Raw genomic sequence first — 18,631 nt, forward strand, 5'->3', positions numbered from 1 at the left:
TTTCCGCAGGTTGTGGCAACGGCTGAGAATTGTGCGGCACAACGGGGGTCTTGCCGCAAGCCCGGGGGTGCGCTATACGTTAGACATGGAGGGGAGTGGTTTTCCTCCCTCCGGTCTCCGGGACGTCTTCCCAGATCCAGCCCTTGGTACCAGGTTCCGGTCCGCCGCGTCCGGCTGATCTATGACAGCGGTCATAGTGTGCTTCCGGTCGCACTGTGCTCTCATGGAGTCATGACAGCTGTCATAGAAGTCCGGGAGCTGGGCGACCGCCCGGCGGACCGGGACCGCGTCGCCGCGCTCGTCGCGGCCTGCTCGCCGGAGAGCCTCCGGCTGCGGTTCCTGATGGGCGGCCCGGCGCGCCCGGCGGAGGTCTTCCGGCGCTACGGGCGCTTCCTGCTCGCCGGGACGCCCGCGCTGCTGGCGACGCGCGACGGCGCGCCCGTGGGGCTGCTCAACTTCGTCGCGGAGACCCCCGGCGAAGCCGAGATCGGGATCCTCGTCGCCGACCCCTGGCAGCGGCAGGGGATCGGCAGCGCGCTCACCCGGTGGCTGTGGGCGTCCGGGCGGTGGCCGGGCTGGACCGTGCGCGCGACCGTGCGCGCGGGCAACACCGGCGCCGAGGCTTTGCTGCTGCGCCAGGGGTTCCGGCCGGTGCCGTCCTACGAACGCGGCGAGCGGGACTTCGCGCTGGTCGTCCCGGACTGGGCTACCATGACGGACGTCATGAAGGAGGCGGCGGATGACGCGGACACCCCGCGAGCGGATGGTGCTGAGCGCCGCTCAGCTGGTGCGGATCCACGGGGTCGGGGCGACCGGTATGCGGGACGTGGTCGCGCACGCCGAGGCGCCGCGGGGATCCCTGCAGCACTACTTCCCGGGCGGTAAGGACCAGCTGATCGCCGAAGCCGTCGCGTGGGCGGGGGACTACGCGGCCCGGCGCGTCGCGCGTATCGCGGCGAAGATCGAGGAGCCGACGCCGAGCAAGCTGTTCGAGGCGATGGCCGCGCAGTGGCGCGACGAGTTCACTGCGCAGGGGTTCGACGCGGGCTGCCCGCTGGTCGCGACGGTCGCCGACACCGTGGCGACCAGCGAAAGCCTGCGTGAAGCGGTCGGCAAGGCGTTCGACGGCTGGCAGCGCCCGGTCGCTTCGACGCTGCAGGACCTCGGGGTGCCGGCGGCCCGCAGCACGTCGCTGGCGGTCCTGATGCTGAGCGCGCTGGAGGGCGCGATCGTCCTGGCGCGGGCGCACCAGGACGTCGCACCGCTCGACACGGTGGTCGCGGAACTGCGCCCGCTGCTCGACGGCGCAGTGGTCTAGAGGCCGCGGAAGAACTCGCGGATGTCCTCGACGAGGACGTCGGGCGCCTGCAGGGACGCGAAGTGGCCGCCGGTGTCGTACTCGGTCCAGCGCGTGATCGTGTTCGACAGCGCGGCGAGGCCGCGGATCGCGTGGTCGCCGCGGAAGTTCGCGACGGCCGTCGGCACGCCGGACGGCGCCGGCCGCTCGCCCCAGCCGTCCTGGCTCGCCTCCAGGTAGAGGCGCGCGGCCGAGCCCGCGGTGCCGGTGAGCCAGAAGATCGTGACGTTCGTCAGGATGGCGTCGCGGTCGACCGGCGTCTGGGCCGTCGCGGTGGGGTCCCAGTCGACGAACCATTCGAGGTTCCAGGCGAGCTGGCCGGCGGGGGAGTCGTTGAGCGCGTAGGCGAGCGTCTGCGGCCGGGTGGACATCTGGGTGGCGTAACCGGAATGGCCGTACCACCAGGCCCGGTTCGCTTCGGCGCGTTTCCGGTCCTCTTCGGACAGTCGGTCGAGGTCACCGGGCGCCGTGGGCACCCCGGCGTTGGCGACGGCGTTGACGTGCACGCCGAGCACCGCGTCCGGCGCGGTCCGGCCCAGCTCGGGCGAGACGATGCTGCCGAAGTCCCCGCCCTGGGCACCGTAGCGCTCGTAGCCGAGCCGCCGCATGAGCTCGGCCCACGCCCGGGCGGTCCGCCGGGTGTTCCAGCCCCGATCGCGCGTCGGCCCGGAGAAGGCGAAGCCGGGCACGGACGGCGCGACGACGTGGAACGCGTCGGCGGGGTCGCCGCCATGGGCCCTCGGGTCGGTGAGCGGGGCCATTATGGGGGCGAAGTCGGCGACCGTGCTCGGCCAGCCGTGGGTGAGGATCAGCGGAGTGGCGTCCGGTTCGGGGGAGCGGACGTGCAGGAAGTGCACGCGCTGGCCGTCGATGGTCGTGGTGAACTGCGGGAAGGCGTTCAGGCGGGTTTCGTGCGCGCGCCAGTCGTAGCTCGTTCGCCAGTATTCGACGAGCTCGGCGAGGTACGGCTCACTGACGCCGTAGTCCCAGCCGGCGCCGGGCAGTTCACCCGGCCACCGGGTCCGGCCGAGCCGATGGCGCAACTCGTCGAGGTCGGCCTGCGGGACGTCGATGCGGAAGGGATCCATGCGGCTACCGTTTCGTGCTTCGAGGACAGTGGCGGTCCTCGAGCGTTCGGCAGGCGACGCATCCGATCGGCTCAGGTGTGCGTGCCGCCGTCGATGCGGATTTCCGTGCCCGTGATGAACTTCCCGTCCTCCGACGCCACCATCGCCACGACCCCCGCCACCGTCTCCGGGCCCGCCACCGCGTTGCCCACCTCCGTCGTGTGGTCCGTCGGCAGGATCGGCAGCAACCGCCCGAACAGCGAGAAATCGACGTCCGACGGCAGCCAGCTCGCCGCCGAGTCCGTGATTCCGCTCTTCACGCTGCCCGGTGCGATGCTCACCGCCCGCAGCCCCTGCTTGCCGTACTCCAGCGCCAGCGAGTGCGTGAACGCCTGGATCCCGCCCTTGCTCGCGCAGTACGCCGCCATGTACGGGTGTGCGAACGATGCCGATGTCGAACTGAAGTTCACCACCACGCCGTGCGAAGACGCCAGCAGCGCCGGCAATGCCGCGCGCGTCACCAGGAACGTGCCCGTCAGGTTCACCGCCAGCACCCGGTTCCACGACTCCAGCGACGTCTCGTGCGTGTGCGACGCCAGCAGGATCCCCGCCGCGTTGACCACCACGTCGAGGCCCCCGAGCGCGTTGACCGCCGAAGTCACCCCGAACTCCACCGAGGCCTCGTCGGCCACGTCCATGACGTACGTCGTCAGGCCGCCGAGCGGCGCGGCCTTCTGGGTCTCGATCAGCCCCTCTTCGGAGACGTCCGTGCCGATGACCTGGGCACCCTCCTCCATCAGGCGGAACGTGGTGGCCCGGCCGATGCCGGAGCCGGCACCGGTGACCAGGATTCGGCGATCGCGCAGGCGTTCCATGGCGATCACCGTAGCCAAGAAACTACGGCGCGGGCACCCTCTCCGGCTCCGGCGGCGGGCCCGGGGGTGTCCCGTCGCCGAACGGGCGGCCGCCCAGCTGCTCGCGGCCGTGCGCGGTGAGCCAGCCCGACGTGTCCGGCCCGAGCGGCACGATGCCGGTCGGGTTCACGTTCTTGTGCACCACGTAGTAGTGCTCCTTGATCTGCGGGAAGTCGATCGTGTCGCCGAACCCGGGCGTCTGGAACAGGTCGCGCGTGTACGCCCACAGCACCGGCAGCTCGGTCAGCTTCTGCCGGTTGCACTTGAAGTGGCCGTGGTAGACCGCGTCGAACCGGACGAGCGTCGTGAACAGCCGGACGTCGGCCTCGGTGATCGTGTCGCCGACGAGGTAGCGCTGGTCCGCGAGCCGCTCGGACAGCCAGTCCAGCCGGGCGAACAGCTTGCGGTACGAGTGCTCGTACGCCTCCTGGGAACGCGCGAAGCCGCACTGGTACACCGCGTTGTTGACGTCGGTGAACACCTTCTCGGCGACGTCGTCGATCTCGTCGCGCAGCTTCTCCGGGTACAGCTCCGGCGCACCCGAGCGGTGGTACGCGGTCCACTCGGTCGACATGTCCAAAGTCATCTGCGCGAAGTCGTTGGTGACGACCTGGCCGCTCGGGACGTCGACGAACGCCGGCACCGTGATGCCGCGCGGGTACTCCGGGTCGCGCTTGAAGAACGCCTCCTGCAGCCGCTCGATGCCGAGCACCGGGTCGCGGCCACCCGGGTCGAGGTCGAAGCTCCAGCTCCGCTCGTCGTGCACCGGCCCGGCGATGCCCATCGACAGCACCGGCTCCAGGCCGAGCAGCCGCCGGACGATCACCGCGCGGTTCGCCCACGGGCACGCCCGCGCCACGACCAGCCGGTAGCGGCCGGGCTCGACCGGCCAGCCGTCGCGGCCGTCGGCGGTGATGCGGTCCGGGAGGTAGTTCAGGTCCCGCTTGTACTCGCCCTCGTCGCTCATCGGCGTCCTCAGCAGTCGTCGGTCGGGGGAGCGGCGTCCAGCGCCGCGGCCAGCCGGGCCAGCACCGGCCCGGCCGTGCGGATGTCCTCGGCGCTCAGGTGGTCGAACACCGAAGCCCGCACGCGGGCGAGGTGGCTCGGGTAGGCCGCCTCCAGTCTGGCCAATCCCGCGTCGGTCAGCACGGCGTTGGACGCGCGGCCGTCCTCGGCGCACTTGCGCTTCTCGACCAGGCCACGCCGGGTGAGGTCGTCGACGACGCGGCTGATCCGGCTCAGCGAGAGCCCGGTGGTCGTGGCCAGCATCGAGATGCGGAGCAGGCGGCCGGGTGCTTCGGACAGCGCGACCAGCACGCCGTAGTCGGTGATCGCGAGACCGGTCTCGGGCAGGAACTGGTCTTCGAGCGCTCGCGGCAGCGCGGTCGTGATGCGCATCAGCGCCCGCCAGAAGGGAGCTTCGTCGAGATCGAGCGCGTACCGTTCACCCATACAGGCGAGTGTAGCCAATGCTTGCTTGCGCAACCAGTGAAAGTGAGTACAGTCTTGTTGAACCCTCAATCACTTGGGGGCGCCACCACGAGGAGATGACTGAGAGCCATGACCAGCGCGACCACCTACCCCCAGCTGACCGGTGAGTACACCCTGGACCCCGCCCACTCGCGGATCGGGTTCGTCGCCCGGCACGCCATGGTGACCAAGGTCCGCGGCAGCTTCAACGAGTTCACCGGAACCGCGACGATCGACGGTGACGCCCCGGAGAAGTCGTCCGCCCAGGTCACCATCCAGGCGCACAGCATCGACACCCGCAACGCGGACCGCGACGGGCACCTGAAGAGCAATGACTTCCTGTCGATGGACGAGTACCCCACGATCACCTTCACCACCACCGAGATCAAGCAGACCGGCGACACGTCGTTCGACGTCACCGGCGACCTGACGGTCAAGGACGTCACCCGTTCGGTGACCATTCCGTTCGAGTTCGAGGGCTCCGCGAAGGACCCGTTCGGCAACGACCGGATCGGTTTCGAAGGCTCCACCACGATCAGCCGCAAGGACTACGGCATCACCTGGAACGCCGCCCTCGAGACCGGTGGCGTGCTGGTGAGCGACAAGGTCACCCTCGAGTTCGAGATCTCCGCGATCAAGAACGCCTGACTTCGGGAGCGGGAGCCGGTCTCAGCGCCGGTTCCCGCTCGCCCGCAGGTTTTCGATCCCGACGTCGAGCGCCGCTTCCAGGTGGTCGATGCGGCCGGTCGACAGCATCACCACCACGCCGCCCTGCAGTCCCGCCAGCAGGGCGGCCGCCGTGCGTTCGGTGTCGAGGTCCGCGCGCACCTCGCCCGCGTCCTGCAGCCGGCGAATGCCCGCTTCGAGCTCGTCCTGCCAGCTGCGCAGCAGCTCGGTCACCACGGCCTGCGCCCCCGGCGTCGCCCGGCCCAGCTGGGAGATCAGCACGTTGAGCGGGCAGTACTGGCCGCGCTCGCGGTAGTGCGAGACGACCGTGTCGCGCCAGCGCCGCCAGGCCGCCCACGAGTCCAGCTCGCCCAGCTGCGGCTGCTGGGCCGCCATCACCTGCGTCGCCTCGAACCGCGCGACTTCCAGCAGGAGCTCTTCCTTGCCCTCGGGGAAGTAGTGGAAGAGCTGGCTCTTGCTGGTGGCGGTGCGCGCGCGGATGTCGTCGAGGGTCGTGACGGCGACGCCGCGCTCGCGGATCTCCGCCGCGGCGCCCTCAACGATCCGCTGCCGCGTCGCGGCGCCCTTCCGGGTCAGGGTTGGACTCACTAGTCCACTTTAAACCGGTGTCGCGGACGTCGGCCACCACGGGACAATCCGGGCGTGTCCTGGTGGGTCCTCCTCTACGCCGCCGTCGCCGCGTGCCTGGTGACGGCGTGGCTGGTCGTGCGCCGGGACCGGTATGCCGAGCTGACCGCCGGACCCGTGATCGCCGGCTCCGACACCGAGCGGAAGGTCTCCGCCGACGATCGTGACGTCCGCTTGGCCGCCGTGCGCGAGTTCGCCGAGCGGGCGGACCGGGACCCGTCGCTGCGCCAGGACTTCGTCGATCGATTCGTCGACCAGCTGGGACACGGCTGGCGTGAGACCGGGTCCTGGCCGGCCGAGCTGTGGCCGGTACTGCTGGCGCGCCTGCGTCGAGGTTCGCGGCTGTTCTGGCCGGGGATGGACCTGCACGTGCCGCCGATGGTGCTCCATGACGTGGACCTGCGCGGCTGCGAACTCCGCGACGCGACTTTCCGCAACGTCCGCTTCGCCGGTACCGCCCGGTTCAGCGGCGCGGTGTTCACGCGTTCGGTCAGCTTCGAAGGATCCTGCTTCGCGCGCCACGCGTTGTTCCGCGGCACCTCTTTCGAGGCGGGCGCCGACTTCGAGAAGGTCACCTTCACGGGCTCGGCCTCGTTCACCGAGGCCACCGCCGATGGCGAAGTGTGGTTCGACGGGGCCCGGTTCTCGGCTCACACCGACTTCTCCGGAAGCGCGTTCGCGGACGTGTCGTTCGCTGACGTGGGCTTCGCGGGCCGGACGTCCTTCCGCGACGCCCGCTTCGCCGACGCCTTCTTCGGCGGAGCGCGGTTCAGCGGGCACGCCGACTTCACCGGGACCACGGCCGAGCGGTTCCGCTTCCCGCGGGCGCGCGCCCGCACGGATGTGTATGTGCGACGCACCTGGCCGCCGGGCTGGACTCTCGGACCGCCGTCCCCGCGCAAGCCGGGTCACTGGGCCGAGGTCGTGATCGGCACCTCCGCGCCGTCGCGGAGGAAGACCGGGATCCGCTCGGGCGGAGCGGCCGCCTCGACCCAGCCGCCGCCGTCGTGACGCGCACCCGTCACCGCGTCCGTCCACACCGCACCCGCCGGCAGATACACGCGCCGAGAGGTCACACCCGGCGAGAGGACCGGGGCCACCAGCACGTCCGGGCCCAGCAGGAACTGATCGGAGACGTCCCAGGAAACGGCGTCCCCGGGGAAGTCGACGAACAGCGGCCGCATCGGGGGGATGCCCTGCTCGTGCGCCACGCGCATCTGCTCCATCAAGTACGGCCGCAGCCGCTCCCTCAGCCTCAGCGACTCCACGATCGAGGAGTACGCCGCATCGCCGTAGGCCCACACCTCGTTGGGGCCGCCGGTCATCGCCGGGCCGAACGGCGGCCGCGGGTCGCGGAAGCCGTGCAGGCGGAACAGCGGGCAGAACACCCCGTACTGGAACCACCGGACCAGCAGTTCCCGGTAGGAGTCCGACGCCGGGTCGCCGCCGTGGAAGCCGCCGATGTCCGTGGTCCACCACGGAATCCCGGCCAGCGCCACGTTCAGCCCCGCGCGCACCTGCGCCCGCAGTGACTCCCACGTCGCCCCGACGTCGCCCGACCACAGCGCCGCCCCGAACCGCTGGCTGCCCGCCCACGCCGACCGGCTCAGCAGCACCACCTCGTCGTCGCCTTCGGCACGGATGCCGTCGTGGAACGTCTGCGCGTTCGCCTGCGGGTAGAGGTTGAACACCTCCGACCCCGGGCCGGCGTGGAAGCCGAGGTTGTGCGGGTGGCCCGGCTGGATCTCCGGCTCGTCGCCGTCCAGCCACCACGCGCGCACGCCCAGGTCGTAGTAGTTCTCCTTGACCTTGCCCCAGACGAACTGCCGCGCCGCGGGGTTGGTCGCGTCGTAGAACGCCACCGGCATCTCGACGTCGAAACCCTTGTCCTTCCACGGCGCGTGTGCCGGGACGCCGTTCTCGGCGGCGACCAGGAGACCCCGTTCGTGCAGGGCCCGGTAGTTGGAAGACAGCGGGCTCACCGACGGCCACACCGACACCATCAGCTTGACGCCGAGGTCGTCGAGCTCCCGCACCATCGCGGCCGGGTCCGGCCACTCGGCCGGGTCGAACCGCCAGTCGCCGAGGTGGGTCCAGTGGAAGAAGTCCGCCACGATCACCGACAGCGGCAACCCGCGTCCGTGGTACTCGCGCGCCACGGCCAGCAGCTCCTCCTGCGTGCGGTAGCGCAGTTTCGACTGCCAGAAGCCGGCCGCCCACTCCGGCAGCATCGGCGCGTACCCGGTCGCGTCGGCGTAGTGGCCGAGGATCTCCCGGGGGCCGGCGCCGGTGGTGACCCAGTAGTCGAGCTGGCGGGCGTCGTCGGCGACCCAGCGGGTGCCGTTGGTGGCCAGCTCGACCCGGCCGACCGCCGGGTTGTTCCAGAGGAACCCGTACCCGCGGCTGGAGAGCAGGAACGGCACCGACACCTCGGCGTTGCGCTGCACCAGGTCGAGCACCAGGCCCTTCTGGTCGAGCCGGCCGTGCGTGTGCTGCCCGAGGCCGTAGACCCGCTCGTCTTCGTAGGCGGTGAACCGCTGTTCGAGGCGGCCGTACCCGTTTCGGGACGGCATGAACAGCCGCGCGCCGGGCCACCAGAAGTGCGCGCGCTGCTCGGCCAGCAGCTCCTCGCCGGTGTCCGTCCGGACGAACTTCAGCTGCGCGTCGATCCCGGTGTCGGTGTCGGCGATCTCGACGATCGCGGTGAGCGCGCCGTTGACGACCCGGCCGGTGCGCTCCTCGACCGACGCGGTCGCGGCGGACGGCTTCGCGGGCAGCAGCGCGCCCGGGACGTCGTCGATGATCCGGTGGCGTCCCGCGCGCACGCGCAGGCTGCCGTCGCCCCACGGCTCGACGCGCAGCACCTCGTGCCGCACGGTGACCTCGAGCGAGCGGCCGTCTTCGGACGTGATCACGCGGGTCTCCTTAGTCTTTGACGGCTTAGTCTTTGACGGCGCCGCTGGTCAGCCCGGCGACGACGTACCGCTGGGCGACGACGAGCAGGACGGCCGCGGGGATCGCGGCGAGGACGGCGGTGGCCATGATCCCGTTCCAGTCGGCGGACTGGTTGCCGACGAACCGGTAGATGCCCACCGTGATCGGCTCGAACGACTGGCCGGTGGTGAGCGTGACGGCGAACAGGAAGTCCGCCCACGCGAACAGGAACGAGAACAGCCCGGCGGTGACCAGCGCGTTGCGGCTGACCGGCAGGATGATCGAGACGAACGTCCGCCAGTACCCGGCACCGTCCACACGGGACGCTTCGGTGAGCTCCTTCGGCACGGAGATCATGAACGCCCGCAGCAGGAGCACCGCGAACGGGATGGTCGCGGTCGAGTCCGCGAGCACCAGCCCGAGGTAGTTGTCGATCAACCCCAGGTTGCTGAACACGGTGTAGAGCGCGTTGGCCATCACGATGCCGGGGATCATCTGCACGATGAGCAGCACGAACACCAGCACCGGCCCGCCGCGGACCTTCAGCTGCGCGAGCGCGTACGACGCCGGGGCGGCGATCGCCAGCGACACGAGCACCGCGCCGAGCGCGACGACGACGCTGGACAGCAGGTGCGGTCCCTGCGAGGACAGCGCCTTGCGGTAGCCGTCCAGGGTGCCGCCGGTGGGGAAGAACGCCGGGTCCGGGCGCAGCAGCGCGCCGCTGGGCTGGAAGGACGCGTTGACCATCCAGTACAGCGGGAACAGCAGCACCGCGACGATCAGGACACCGAAGACCGTGCGCGGCCAGGACGAGGTCTTCATGCCGCCGCCTCGGCCAGGGTCGCCTTCGCCGAACGCAGGTACAGCAGCCCGAACACCGTCGCCACCAGGATCAGGACGTTGCCGACCGCGGCGCCCTGCCCGAACGCGAAGTCCTTGAAGGACAGGCGGTAGGACCACGTCGTGAGCGTCTGCGTCGCGTTGGCCGGGCCGCCGCCGGTGACGACCATGATCACGTCGAACACCTTGATCGTGTAGACCAGCCCGAGCATGAGCACGATCCCGGTGACCGGCCGCAGCAGCGGCCAGGTGACGTGCCGGAACCGCTGCCACGCGCCCGCGCCGTCCAGCGCCGCGGCTTCGTAGAGCGACGCGGGGATCGCGCGCAGGCCGCCGTGCAGGATGACCAGGTTGAACGGGATGCCGATCCAGACGTTGGTCAGGATCACCGCCGGCAGCGCCCAGCTCGTGCTGCTCAGCCACGGCACCGCGTCGAAGCCGACGAACCGCAGTGCCGCGTTGAGCACGCCGTGGTCCTGGTCGAACATCCACCGCCAGACCGCGCCGCTGACCACCAGCGGCAGCAGCCACGGCAGCAGGAGCAGCGACCGCAGCAACGCACTGCCCAGGAAGCGGCCGGTGAAGAACACCGCCAGCGCGAGGCCGATCCCGAACTGGAAGACGAGCGAGCCCGCGGTGAACAGCACCGTGTTGAGCGCCGCCGTCCCGAACAGCGGGTTGTCGAACACGGCCGCGTAGTTGCCGAGGCCGACGAAGGGCGCTTCGCCGGTGTAGAACGACTTCACGGTGTAGTTCTGCGTGCTCATCACGACGTTCGCGGCCAGCGGGTAGCCGAAGAACACCACGATGTAGGCCAGCGCGGGCAGCAGGAACAGCCACGCGGCGAACCGGGGCGTGCGCCGGGGTTTCCGGCCGGCGCGGGGCGAGGCCGCGACGGCCGGGGCCACCAGGGTCACGAACCGCTCGCTTGCTGCGCGGCCTTGAGGGCCTGGTCGGCGGGCTGCTTTCCGGTGAGCGCCGCCTGGAGCGCGTCGGCCAGCGCCTGGGAGACCTTCGGGTACTTCTCGCCCAGCTCGGCGGTGCGGGAGCGGGCGGTGCCGACCTCGTCGACGAACGCCTGCATCGCCGGCTGGTCCGCGCCGAACTTGGCCGCGGTGGCGGTCTTCGACGGGATGTAGGCGTGCGCCTTGCTCCACTCGAGCATGGTGGGTTCGGAGAGGATGCAGGAGAGCACCTTGCCGGCGGCCTGCTGGGTGGGCCCGCCGGTGACCGGCACGGTGCCGACCTCACCGCCGAGCGCGATCACGGGCTTCGCGCCCGCCTGCGGCACCGGGATCGGGACGACGCCGTAGTGCAGCGCCTTCTGCTCGTCCAGCCGGGCCAGGTTCCACGACCCGTTGACCATCATCGCCGCGTTGCCCGCGACGAACTGGTCGGCGACGTCGTTCTGGTTCCACGTCACCACGGACTTCGACGCCGAACCGGAGGTCACCAGGTCCGTCACGAATTGAAGCGCTTTCACGGACTGCGCCGAGTCCAATTGGGACAGTTCGGCGCCGTTGCTCCAGAAGAACGGGAGGAACTGCCAGGTGCCTTCCTCGGACGGGATCGCGGAGAAGGCGAGGCCGTACTTGCCGTCCTTGGTGAGCTTGGCCGCGGCGGCCTTCAGCTCGTCCCAGGTCTTCGGCGGCTCGACCCCGGCCGCGGTCAGGAGATCCTTGTTGTAGATCAGCGCGAGGCCGTTGACGCCGGGGGCGACGCCGTACACCTTGCCTTGGTAGGTCCCGGCCTTGACGATGCTGTCGTAGTAGCCGCCGGTGGTGATGCCGTAGGTGTCCAGCGAGGTCAGCGCGCCGGTCGCGGCGACCTGCTGCAGCGTCGGGTTGTCGGTGAAGAGCAGGTCCGGCAGCGTCTTCGAGCTCGCGCCCTGCAGGACCTTCGGCAGCATCTGGTCGGTCGGCACCTTCTGCCGCTCGATCTTGATCCCGGTCTGCGTCGCACACGCGTCGAGGATCTTCTGCCACGCCGCCGAACCCTGCTCGTCGGCGTAGTAGTCGAGCTCGGTGATCGACGACGCGGGCCGGGTGCCGTTCGACGAGGAGGGTGGCGCGGGACTGGGGCTGCACGCGGCGAGCAAAGCGGCACTCGCGGCCAGGATCAGGGCGCGACGGGGTAGGGACATGGTGATCCTCCTACGACGCTGGAGCAGAACCGGTCAGGTACTGCGCGGCGCGGCGGTGCTGTCGCGCCGGGTGAGCCGGGGTCCGAGCAGCCGGACCTCGGGCGTGGTGTGGCCGGCGAGCCGGCGCATGGTCATCTCGACGGCCTGGGCCCCGACCTCCTCGGCCGGGATGGCGACCGTGGTCAGCGCGACCGCGTGCTGCGCGGCCATGGTGTCCGGGCAGACCGCGACGACGGAGATGTCCTCGGGCACCCGCAAGCCGCGGTGGCGCAGATCCGAAAGCAGGCCGGGGAGCACGGCCTCGTTGTGCACGACCAGGCCGGTCAGGTCCGGGTCGGCGGCGAGCAGCTCGTCGAGGCAGGCGCTCACCGCTTCGTAGGAGTGGGCGCACGGCCGGTTCGTCGCGCGCACGTCGTGGCTCTTCGCGGCGTCGTCGAACCCGCGCAGGAACCGCGTCGCGTAGCTCGTGCCGCGCCGGTAGACGGCGGGGGAGGGGCCGATCAGCGCGATCGAGCGGTGGCCGAGGTCGGCCAGGTGCGCGACGCACGCCGAGCCGGCGGCGGTGAAGTCCAGGTCCACGCAGCTCAGCCCGGCCGGGTGGTCCGGCACGCCGATGAGCACCACCGGCAGGTCGAGCGCGATGAGCATCGGCACCCGCGGGTCGGCGGCTTCGACGTCCATCACCATCAGCGCGTCGGCGATCGCCGACGACGCCACCCGCTGCAGCGCCGCCGGGCCTTCGTCCTTCGTCAGCAGCAGCAGGTCATGGTCGTGCGCGCGGGCCGCGGTGACCGCCGAGGCGACGAACTCCATCACCACGGCGACGTTGAGGTCCGTGCGCAGCGGCACGACCAGGGCGAGCACGTTCGTCTTGCTGCTGGCGAGCGCCCGGGCCCCGGCGTGCGGGTGGTAGCCGAGCTTGCGGATACTCTCCTCGACCAGCCGCCGGGTCTTGGGCGAGATCGAGCGCTTGCCGCTGATCACGTACGACACCGTGCTGGGGGCCACGCCCGCCGCCGTCGCGACGTCGTTGATCGTGACCACGGGCGGCCTCCTGGGGACGCGGAGCGGAAGTGGCGTCGAAGCGCATCGACGATGGCACGAAGGTAGAAGACCCCGGTCCGAAACACAAGCAGTGATTTGCCCGCCGCGGGAATTCGATTCCCATTCGACGATCGCCTCTTCGTCGAATTCGTCGAACGCCGCTGATGGTGCCTCCGCGCCCAGCTCAGTGGCCGATTTCCGGGCGGGGCCGGATCGTCTGGGAGCGTGTCCAGAAAGTCTTGACCTCGTGCTCACACGACTGTAATAGTCGTCACCATCCTCACCTTCGACGCGAATGTTCCGCGCCGCACTGTCGAAACGATTCGACGATTCCGGGAGGCCGTTCGTGCGCCAGTCCCCGCTCCGCCGCGCCCTCGTCCCGGTGGTGGCCGCCACCCTGCTGCTGGCCCCCGCGCCGGCGCTCGCGGCGCCCCCGCCACCGTTCCGCGATCCCGCCCTTCCCCTCGCGGCGCGGATCGACGACCTGCTGTCCCGGCTGACCGCCGACGAGAAGATCTCGCTGCTGCACCAGTACGAGCCGGCCATCCCGCGGCTGGGCATCGGGGTGTTCAAGACGGGCACCGAAGCGCTGCACGGCGTCGCCTGGTCGACCGACTACGACAACAACGGCGCGGTCGTGAAAGCCGACGGCACGGTGTTCCCACAAGCCATCGGCCTCGCGTCGACGTGGGACCCGGCCCTGGTGAAGCAGGTCGGCACGGCCGTCGGTCAGGAGGCGCGCGGGTTCAACGCGCGCAACCCGACGCTGTGGGGCCTCAACCTGTGGGCGCCGGTGGTCAACCTGCTGCGCGACCCGCGGTGGGGCCGCAACGAGGAGGGCTACTCCGAGGACCCGCACCTCACCGGCGCGCTCGCGACCGCGTACGGCCACGGTATCCAGGGCGACGACCCGCGCTACCTGCAGGCGGCTCCGACGTTGAAGCACTACCTCGCCTACAACAACGAGGTCAACCGGGACACGAGCAACTCCTCGGTGCCGCCGAAGATCCTCCACGACTACGACGAGCAGGCGTTCAAGATCCCGCTGCAGGCCGGCGCGGCCAACGCCGTGATGCCGTCGTACAACCTGGTCAACGGGCGGCCGAACACCGTCAGCCCGAACCTCGGTGGGCTGCTCCGCAAGTGGGCGCCGCAGGACATCGCCGTCGTCAGCGACGCCGGTGCGCCGTCCAACCTGGTCGACTCGGAGAAGTACTACGCCACCAAGGCCGAAGCCGACGCGGCGGCGATCAAGGCCGGGCTCGACAGCTTCACCGACAACGACACCAACGGCTCGATCACCGTCGAAGCGGTCAAGGAAGCGCTGTCCCGCGGGCTGCTGACGATGGCCGACGTCGAAAAGGCCGACCGGCACCTGCTGTCGCTGCGGTTCCGGCTCGGCGAGTTCGACCCGCCGGGCCGCAACCCGTACGCGAAGATCACCCCGGCGGTCATCAACTCACCCGAGCACCAGGCGCTCGCCCGCAAGGTGGCGGACGAGCAGGTCGTCCTGCTGCGCGACAACGCGAACGCGCTCCCGCTCGACGCGGCGAAGAAGAAGGTCGCGGTCGTCGGCCCGCTGTCCGACACGCTGTACGAGGATTGGTACAGCGGCGCGATGCCGTACCGCGTCACGCCGAAGCAGGGTATCGAGGAACGGCTCGGGACCGCGGTGGCCTCGTCCGAAGGCGTCGACCGGATCGCGCTCAAGGACCTCACGACCGGCCGCTACCTGACAGCGCCCGCCGCGCCCGGCAAGGTGACCGCGGGTGGAACCACCGCCGGGAAGGCGGAGTCCTTCGACGCCTACGACTGGGGCGCGGGCAAGAACACCTTGCGTGCGGCGGCGAACGGCAAGTTCCTCAGCTACTCCGGCGGCGCTCTTGTGGACGACGTCGACCAGCCCGCCGGCTGGTTCGTGCAGCAGCAGCTCAAGCTCGACCCGCAACCGGACGGCAGCTACGTGCTCGAGTACGCGGGCAACGAGGTGACCGAGCCGTGGTTCGGCCCGAACCGCTTCGCCGTCGTCGGCGCGGACGGGGTCCTGACGATCTCCTCGCCGGACGCGGCGCACGCGACGAAGTTCGGCCGCGAGGTGCTGAGCAGCGGCGTCGCGTCGGCGGTCGCGGCTGCGAAGGGCGCAGACACGGCGGTGGTCGTGGTCGGCAGCATGCCGTTCATCAACGGCCGCGAGGCGAACGACCGGACGAGCACCGCTTTGGCGCCGGGGCAACGGGCGTTGATCGAGGCGGTTTCGCGGGTCAACCCGCACACGGTGGTCGTGGTGGAGAACAGCTACCCGACGACGGGCTGGGACACGCTGTCGGTGCCGGGGATCGTCTGGACGAGCCACGCGGGCCAGGAGACCGGGCACGCGGTCGCGGGCGTGCTGTTCGGCGACGTCAACCCGAGCGGGCGGCTGACCCAGACGTGGTACGCCTCCGACGCGGGGCTGCCGAGCATCCTCGACTACGACATCGCGAAGACGGGGATGACGTACCAGTACTACCAGGGGAAGCCCTTGTACCCCTTCGGTTATGGGCTCAGTTACACGGGCTTCCGGTACGGCGCGGTGCACGCTTCGCGGTCCGGTTCGTCCGTGCGGGTCAGCGTCGAGGTGACGAACACGGGTAGCCGCGCGGGGACCGACGTCGTCCAGCTGTATTCGAAGGAGTCCGGCGTGCAGAGGTTGCGTGACTTCTCCCGCGTGACGCTTTCCCCGCACGAGACGCGGACGGTCCGGTTCGAGGTTCCGTTGGCGGATCTGGCTTCCTGGGACGTCTCACGTGACCGGTCGGTGGTGGCGCAGGGGTGGTACGACTTCTCCGTGGGCCGCAACGCTTCGGACTTGTCGGCGGCGCAGGCGGTGTTCGTGCCGGGGGAGCGGGCCGAGCCCCGCGACCTGAGCCGTCCGACCCAGGCGCAGAACTTCGACGACTACGCCGGAACGACGTTGACGGACACGTCCAAGACGTCGGGCACCTCGGTCGCGGCGGTGGCCGGGAGCTGGCTGGCGTACCGAGACGTCGCGCTGAACGGCCCAGCGCGCTTCACGGCGTCGGTGTCCACAGTGGAGTCAGGGCGGGTCACGGTGCGTTTGGACTCGCCGACGGGCCGGGTCTTGGGCACGGCGCCGGTGACGTCGACGGGGGACCGGTACGAGTACACGACGGTGACGGCGGCGTTGGCGAAGGCGACCGGCCGCCACGACGTCTACCTGACGTTCGACGGACCGGTGAACCTGGCGACGTTCTCACTGCGGTGACTAGGGTTTCCGGCCTACCCCGGCGTACGGCAGCGAATTGATCGCGGGGTCGTCGGACATGTCGCCGGCTCCCTCGGGCCTCCACATTGCGCAGCCGACCACGCCGGGTTCGACCACCTCGAAGCCGTCGAAGAAGGTGAGGACCTCGTCGTGGGTTCGGGGGACCGGCTGGTTCTGCTGGTCCTGGTTGTTCTTGTACACCTCGACCGCCTCGTCGAGGTGGTCCGACTCCGAATCCGCCGCCACGTGCGTGATCGCCAGGAAGCTGCCCGGGGCCAAGCGGTCGCGGTAGCGGGCCAGGATGGCCGCCGGGTCCCACGAGTCGGGGACGAAGTGCAGCAGCAGCAACATGAACACGCCGACCGGCTGGTCGAGGTCCAGCAGCTCGGCCGCTCCTTCGAAGACGTCGTTGGCGTCGCGCAGGTCGGCCTGCAGCACCGTGCAGCGGTCGTTGTCCTGCAGCAGCAGGCGGCTGTGCGCCACGGCGACCGACTCGCGGTCGACGTACACCACGCGGCACGACGGGTCCGCCTGCTGGACGATCTCGTGCAGGTTGCCCGCGGTCGGGATCCCGGAGCCGATGTCGAGGAACTGCCGGACGCCGGAGGCGACCATGAACTTCGCCGCGCGGCGCAGGAACGCGCGGTTGAGGCGGGCCGCGTCGCGCACGCCCGGCATGATCTCGAGGATCTGCTCCCCGAGCGCGCGGTCGGCGGCGAAGTTGTGGTCGCCGTCGAGCCAGAAGTCGTACACCCGCGCCGGGTTCGGCACCGTGGTGTCGATCTCCGGCGGTACCCAGCTCAGCTCCCCGGTCACGGGACCTCCCACCCCTCGCGCTCCTCGGAGTGGGCGAGTGTAGCCCCCTCCTCCGTTCGTGTGGACTCGTGCTCGAGCGCATCCCCGCGCCGCTAGGGTGTTCCGGTCGCGAGGAGACGAGGCCATGACGAACGTTCCCGGCCGGTGGCCCGTGCTCGGGCACACGGTGTCCCTGCTGCGCGACCCGCTGAAGCTCTTCACTTCCCTTCCGGCGCACGGAGACGTCGTCGAACTCCGCCTCGGCCCGCTGCCGGTGCACGTGGTCACAACGCCCGAACTCTCGTGGCGGGTCCTGGCCACCGACGCCGACAAGTTCGACAAGGGCCTGGTCTTCGACAAGATGCGCCCGCTCTTCGGCGACGGCCTCGCCACCTCCAACGGCGAGCTCAACCGCCGTCAGCGCCGCCTGGTCATGCCCGCGTTCGGCCGGACGCGGATCGCGGGCTACGCCGACACCACGATCACGAAGCTGGCCGACGAGCTGGCCGGCTCCTGGCGGCCCGGCGAAGTCGTCCAGTTCGACAAGCGGATGCAGGACCTCGTCCTCACCATCGCCGGGCAGACGCTCTTCTCGACCGCGCTCGGCGACGAAGCACTCGCGGAAATCCGGCGTTCCATCCCGATCATGCTGAAATACGTGCTAATCCGGGCGTTCTCTCCGAAATTCGTGGAAAAGATGCCGATTCCCGCGAATCGCGAGTTCGACGCCGCGGCCACGCGGTTGCGCGAAGTGATCGGCGAAACCGTGGTCACCGCCCGGAAAGACGGCGCCGACCACGGCGACCTGCTGTCGATGCTGCTGCTGGCCCGCGACGAGGACACCGGCGAAGGCATGTCCGACCGGCAGGTGCACGACGAGGTCATCACGATCCTCGCCACCGGCGCCGAGACCACCGCCGTCGCGCTGGCCTGGTTCTTCCACGAGCTCGGGCAGCACCCGGAGGTCGAACGCCGGTTCCACGCGGAGGTCGACGACGTCCTCGGCGGGCGGCCCGCGCGTTTCGAAGACCTCCCGGATCTGGTGTACACGCACCAGATCGTCAACGAGATCGTCCGCCGCACGCCGCCGCTGATCCTCATGCGCCGCGCGCGCGAGGACGTCGAGCTGGGCGGGGTCACCATCCGCGCGGGCAGCGAGGTCGCCGTCAGCCAGCACACGCTGCACCGGGACCCGCGCTGGTTCCCGGACCCGGACCGGTTCGACCCGGACCGCTGGGCCCCCGGCGAGACCGCGGAACTCCCGAAGGGCGCCTACATCCCGTTCGGCGCCGGCGCGCGGCTGTGCCCGGGCCACGTGTTCGCGCCGACGGAGATCGGCATCGTCGCCGCCACGATCGGGGCGCGCTGGCGGCTGGTCCCGGTGCCGGGCAAGAAGGTCTGCGCGCAGCTCAAAGCCACCATGCAGCCGAACCGGCTGCCGATGACCGTGGTGCCGCGCGGGACCTGACGGTACGCGTCCGGCTACCA

17 protein-coding genes are annotated in these 18,631 nt (G+C 70.5%); 6 read left to right on the forward strand and 11 right to left on the reverse strand.

Annotation, left to right across the window (positions count from 1 at the left end):
• The first annotated feature begins 231 nt into the window (after window positions 1-231).
• Both ACZ7OH_RS34750 and ACZ7OH_RS34755 read left to right on the forward strand, forming a co-directional pair.
• Window positions 232-885 (forward strand): GNAT family N-acetyltransferase, encoded by a 654-nt coding sequence (locus ACZ7OH_RS34750; protein WP_470284714.1) that lies wholly within the window; start codon window positions 232-234, stop codon window positions 883-885.
• Window positions 818-1,318: an LmrA/YxaF family transcription factor gene (locus tag ACZ7OH_RS34755; RefSeq protein ID WP_470284715.1), complete on the forward strand. Its 501-nt coding sequence runs from the start codon at window positions 818-820 to the stop codon at window positions 1,316-1,318. The genes ACZ7OH_RS34750 and ACZ7OH_RS34755 overlap by 68 nt, the downstream gene beginning before the upstream one ends.
• On the opposite strand, the gene ACZ7OH_RS34760 is transcribed toward ACZ7OH_RS34755, so the two are convergent.
• From ACZ7OH_RS34760 to ACZ7OH_RS34775, 4 genes are all read right to left on the reverse strand, one after another.
• On the reverse strand, window positions 1,315-2,445 hold the full coding sequence (locus ACZ7OH_RS34760) for an epoxide hydrolase family protein (RefSeq protein WP_470284716.1): 1,131 nt from the start codon (window positions 2,443-2,445) through the stop codon (window positions 1,315-1,317). The two genes, ACZ7OH_RS34755 and ACZ7OH_RS34760, sit on opposite strands and share 4 nt — an antisense overlap.
• Window positions 2,446-2,516: 71 nt before the next feature.
• The gene (locus ACZ7OH_RS34765; protein ID WP_470284717.1) at window positions 2,517-3,299 is read right to left on the reverse strand and encodes an SDR family NAD(P)-dependent oxidoreductase; all 783 of its coding nucleotides are present in this window, start codon (window positions 3,297-3,299) and stop codon (window positions 2,517-2,519) included.
• Between the two features lie 22 nt (window positions 3,300-3,321).
• Entirely contained in the window at window positions 3,322-4,305 is a 984-nt protein-coding gene (locus ACZ7OH_RS34770) for a glutathione S-transferase family protein (protein WP_470284718.1), read from the reverse strand.
• A gap of 8 nt (window positions 4,306-4,313) precedes the next feature.
• A complete protein-coding gene (locus tag ACZ7OH_RS34775; RefSeq protein ID WP_470284719.1) occupies window positions 4,314-4,790 on the reverse strand; it encodes a MarR family winged helix-turn-helix transcriptional regulator in 477 nt (158 codons plus the stop codon).
• Window positions 4,791-4,898: 108 nt separating this feature from the next.
• Between ACZ7OH_RS34775 and ACZ7OH_RS34780 the strand changes: the two genes are divergently transcribed.
• Window positions 4,899-5,456: a YceI family protein gene (locus ACZ7OH_RS34780; protein WP_470284720.1), complete on the forward strand. Its 558-nt coding sequence runs from the start codon at window positions 4,899-4,901 to the stop codon at window positions 5,454-5,456.
• Between the two features lie 21 nt (window positions 5,457-5,477).
• Here the strand turns inward: ACZ7OH_RS34780 and ACZ7OH_RS34785 are convergent, their stop codons facing one another.
• Complete coding sequence (locus ACZ7OH_RS34785; protein ID WP_470284721.1) at window positions 5,478-6,083, reverse strand: TetR/AcrR family transcriptional regulator; 606 nt, start codon at window positions 6,081-6,083, stop codon at window positions 5,478-5,480.
• A gap of 54 nt (window positions 6,084-6,137) precedes the next feature.
• On the opposite strand from ACZ7OH_RS34785, the gene ACZ7OH_RS34790 reads away from it, so the two are divergent.
• Window positions 6,138-7,133, forward strand: a complete 996-nt coding sequence (locus ACZ7OH_RS34790) for a pentapeptide repeat-containing protein (RefSeq protein WP_470284722.1) — start codon at window positions 6,138-6,140, stop codon at window positions 7,131-7,133.
• Here ACZ7OH_RS34790 and ACZ7OH_RS34795 read toward each other — a convergent pair.
• The 5 genes from ACZ7OH_RS34795 to ACZ7OH_RS34815 are packed head-to-tail and all read right to left on the reverse strand — an operon-like array spanning window position 7,031 to window position 13,083.
• Window positions 7,031-9,037 (reverse strand): glycoside hydrolase family 31 protein, encoded by a 2,007-nt coding sequence (locus ACZ7OH_RS34795; protein ID WP_470284723.1) that lies wholly within the window; start codon window positions 9,035-9,037, stop codon window positions 7,031-7,033. The two genes, ACZ7OH_RS34790 and ACZ7OH_RS34795, sit on opposite strands and share 103 nt — an antisense overlap.
• 25 nt (window positions 9,038-9,062) lie before the next feature.
• Window positions 9,063-9,878, reverse strand: coding sequence for a carbohydrate ABC transporter permease (locus ACZ7OH_RS34800; RefSeq protein ID WP_470284724.1), 816 nt, complete (start codon window positions 9,876-9,878; stop codon window positions 9,063-9,065).
• On the reverse strand, window positions 9,875-10,813 hold the full coding sequence (locus tag ACZ7OH_RS34805) for a carbohydrate ABC transporter permease (RefSeq protein WP_470284725.1): 939 nt from the start codon (window positions 10,811-10,813) through the stop codon (window positions 9,875-9,877). Before ACZ7OH_RS34805 ends, ACZ7OH_RS34800 begins: the two co-directional genes overlap by 4 nt.
• A complete protein-coding gene (locus ACZ7OH_RS34810) occupies window positions 10,810-12,039 on the reverse strand; it encodes a sugar ABC transporter substrate-binding protein (RefSeq protein WP_470284726.1) in 1,230 nt (409 codons plus the stop codon). Before ACZ7OH_RS34810 ends, ACZ7OH_RS34805 begins: the two co-directional genes overlap by 4 nt.
• 33 nt (window positions 12,040-12,072) lie before the next feature.
• The gene (locus ACZ7OH_RS34815; RefSeq protein ID WP_470284727.1) at window positions 12,073-13,083 is read right to left on the reverse strand and encodes a LacI family DNA-binding transcriptional regulator; all 1,011 of its coding nucleotides are present in this window, start codon (window positions 13,081-13,083) and stop codon (window positions 12,073-12,075) included.
• Between the two features lie 346 nt (window positions 13,084-13,429).
• Here ACZ7OH_RS34815 and ACZ7OH_RS34820 point away from each other — a divergent pair, with 346 nt between their 5' ends.
• Window positions 13,430-16,348 carry a glycoside hydrolase family 3 C-terminal domain-containing protein gene (locus ACZ7OH_RS34820; RefSeq protein ID WP_470284728.1) on the forward strand — a complete coding sequence of 973 codons (2,919 nt, stop codon included), beginning with the start codon at window positions 13,430-13,432 and terminating at the stop codon, window positions 16,346-16,348.
• Here the strand turns inward: ACZ7OH_RS34820 and ACZ7OH_RS34825 are convergent, their stop codons facing one another.
• On the reverse strand, window positions 16,349-17,164 hold the full coding sequence (locus ACZ7OH_RS34825; RefSeq protein WP_470284729.1) for an SAM-dependent methyltransferase: 816 nt from the start codon (window positions 17,162-17,164) through the stop codon (window positions 16,349-16,351).
• A gap of 124 nt (window positions 17,165-17,288) precedes the next feature.
• Between ACZ7OH_RS34825 and ACZ7OH_RS34830 the strand changes: the two genes are divergently transcribed.
• Window positions 17,289-18,611, forward strand: a complete 1,323-nt coding sequence (locus ACZ7OH_RS34830) for a cytochrome P450 (RefSeq protein ID WP_470284730.1) — start codon at window positions 17,289-17,291, stop codon at window positions 18,609-18,611.
• Window positions 18,612-18,631: the final 20 nt, after the last annotated feature.

The sequence above is a fragment of the Amycolatopsis sp. NPDC114478 genome (assembly GCF_055633805.1).

Coding starts and splice junctions, on each gene's coding strand:
- ACZ7OH_RS34800 (WP_470284724.1), bottom strand. CDS start 9,878: ATGAAGACCTCGTCCTGGCCGCGCACGGTCTTCGGTGTCCTGATCGTC.
- ACZ7OH_RS34780 (WP_470284720.1), top strand. CDS start 4,899: ATGACCAGCGCGACCACCTACCCCCAGCTGACCGGTGAGTACACCCTG.
- ACZ7OH_RS34810 (WP_470284726.1), bottom strand. CDS start 12,039: ATGTCCCTACCCCGTCGCGCCCTGATCCTGGCCGCGAGTGCCGCTTTG.
- ACZ7OH_RS34765 (WP_470284717.1), bottom strand. CDS start 3,299: ATGGAACGCCTGCGCGATCGCCGAATCCTGGTCACCGGTGCCGGCTCC.
- ACZ7OH_RS34755 (WP_470284715.1), top strand. CDS start 818: ATGCGGGACGTGGTCGCGCACGCCGAGGCGCCGCGGGGATCCCTGCAG.
- ACZ7OH_RS34750 (WP_470284714.1), top strand. CDS start 232: ATGACAGCTGTCATAGAAGTCCGGGAGCTGGGCGACCGCCCGGCGGAC.
- ACZ7OH_RS34760 (WP_470284716.1), bottom strand. CDS start 2,445: ATGGATCCCTTCCGCATCGACGTCCCGCAGGCCGACCTCGACGAGTTG.
- ACZ7OH_RS34775 (WP_470284719.1), bottom strand. CDS start 4,790: ATGGGTGAACGGTACGCGCTCGATCTCGACGAAGCTCCCTTCTGGCGG.
- ACZ7OH_RS34830 (WP_470284730.1), top strand. CDS start 17,289: ATGACGAACGTTCCCGGCCGGTGGCCCGTGCTCGGGCACACGGTGTCC.
- ACZ7OH_RS34770 (WP_470284718.1), bottom strand. CDS start 4,305: ATGAGCGACGAGGGCGAGTACAAGCGGGACCTGAACTACCTCCCGGAC.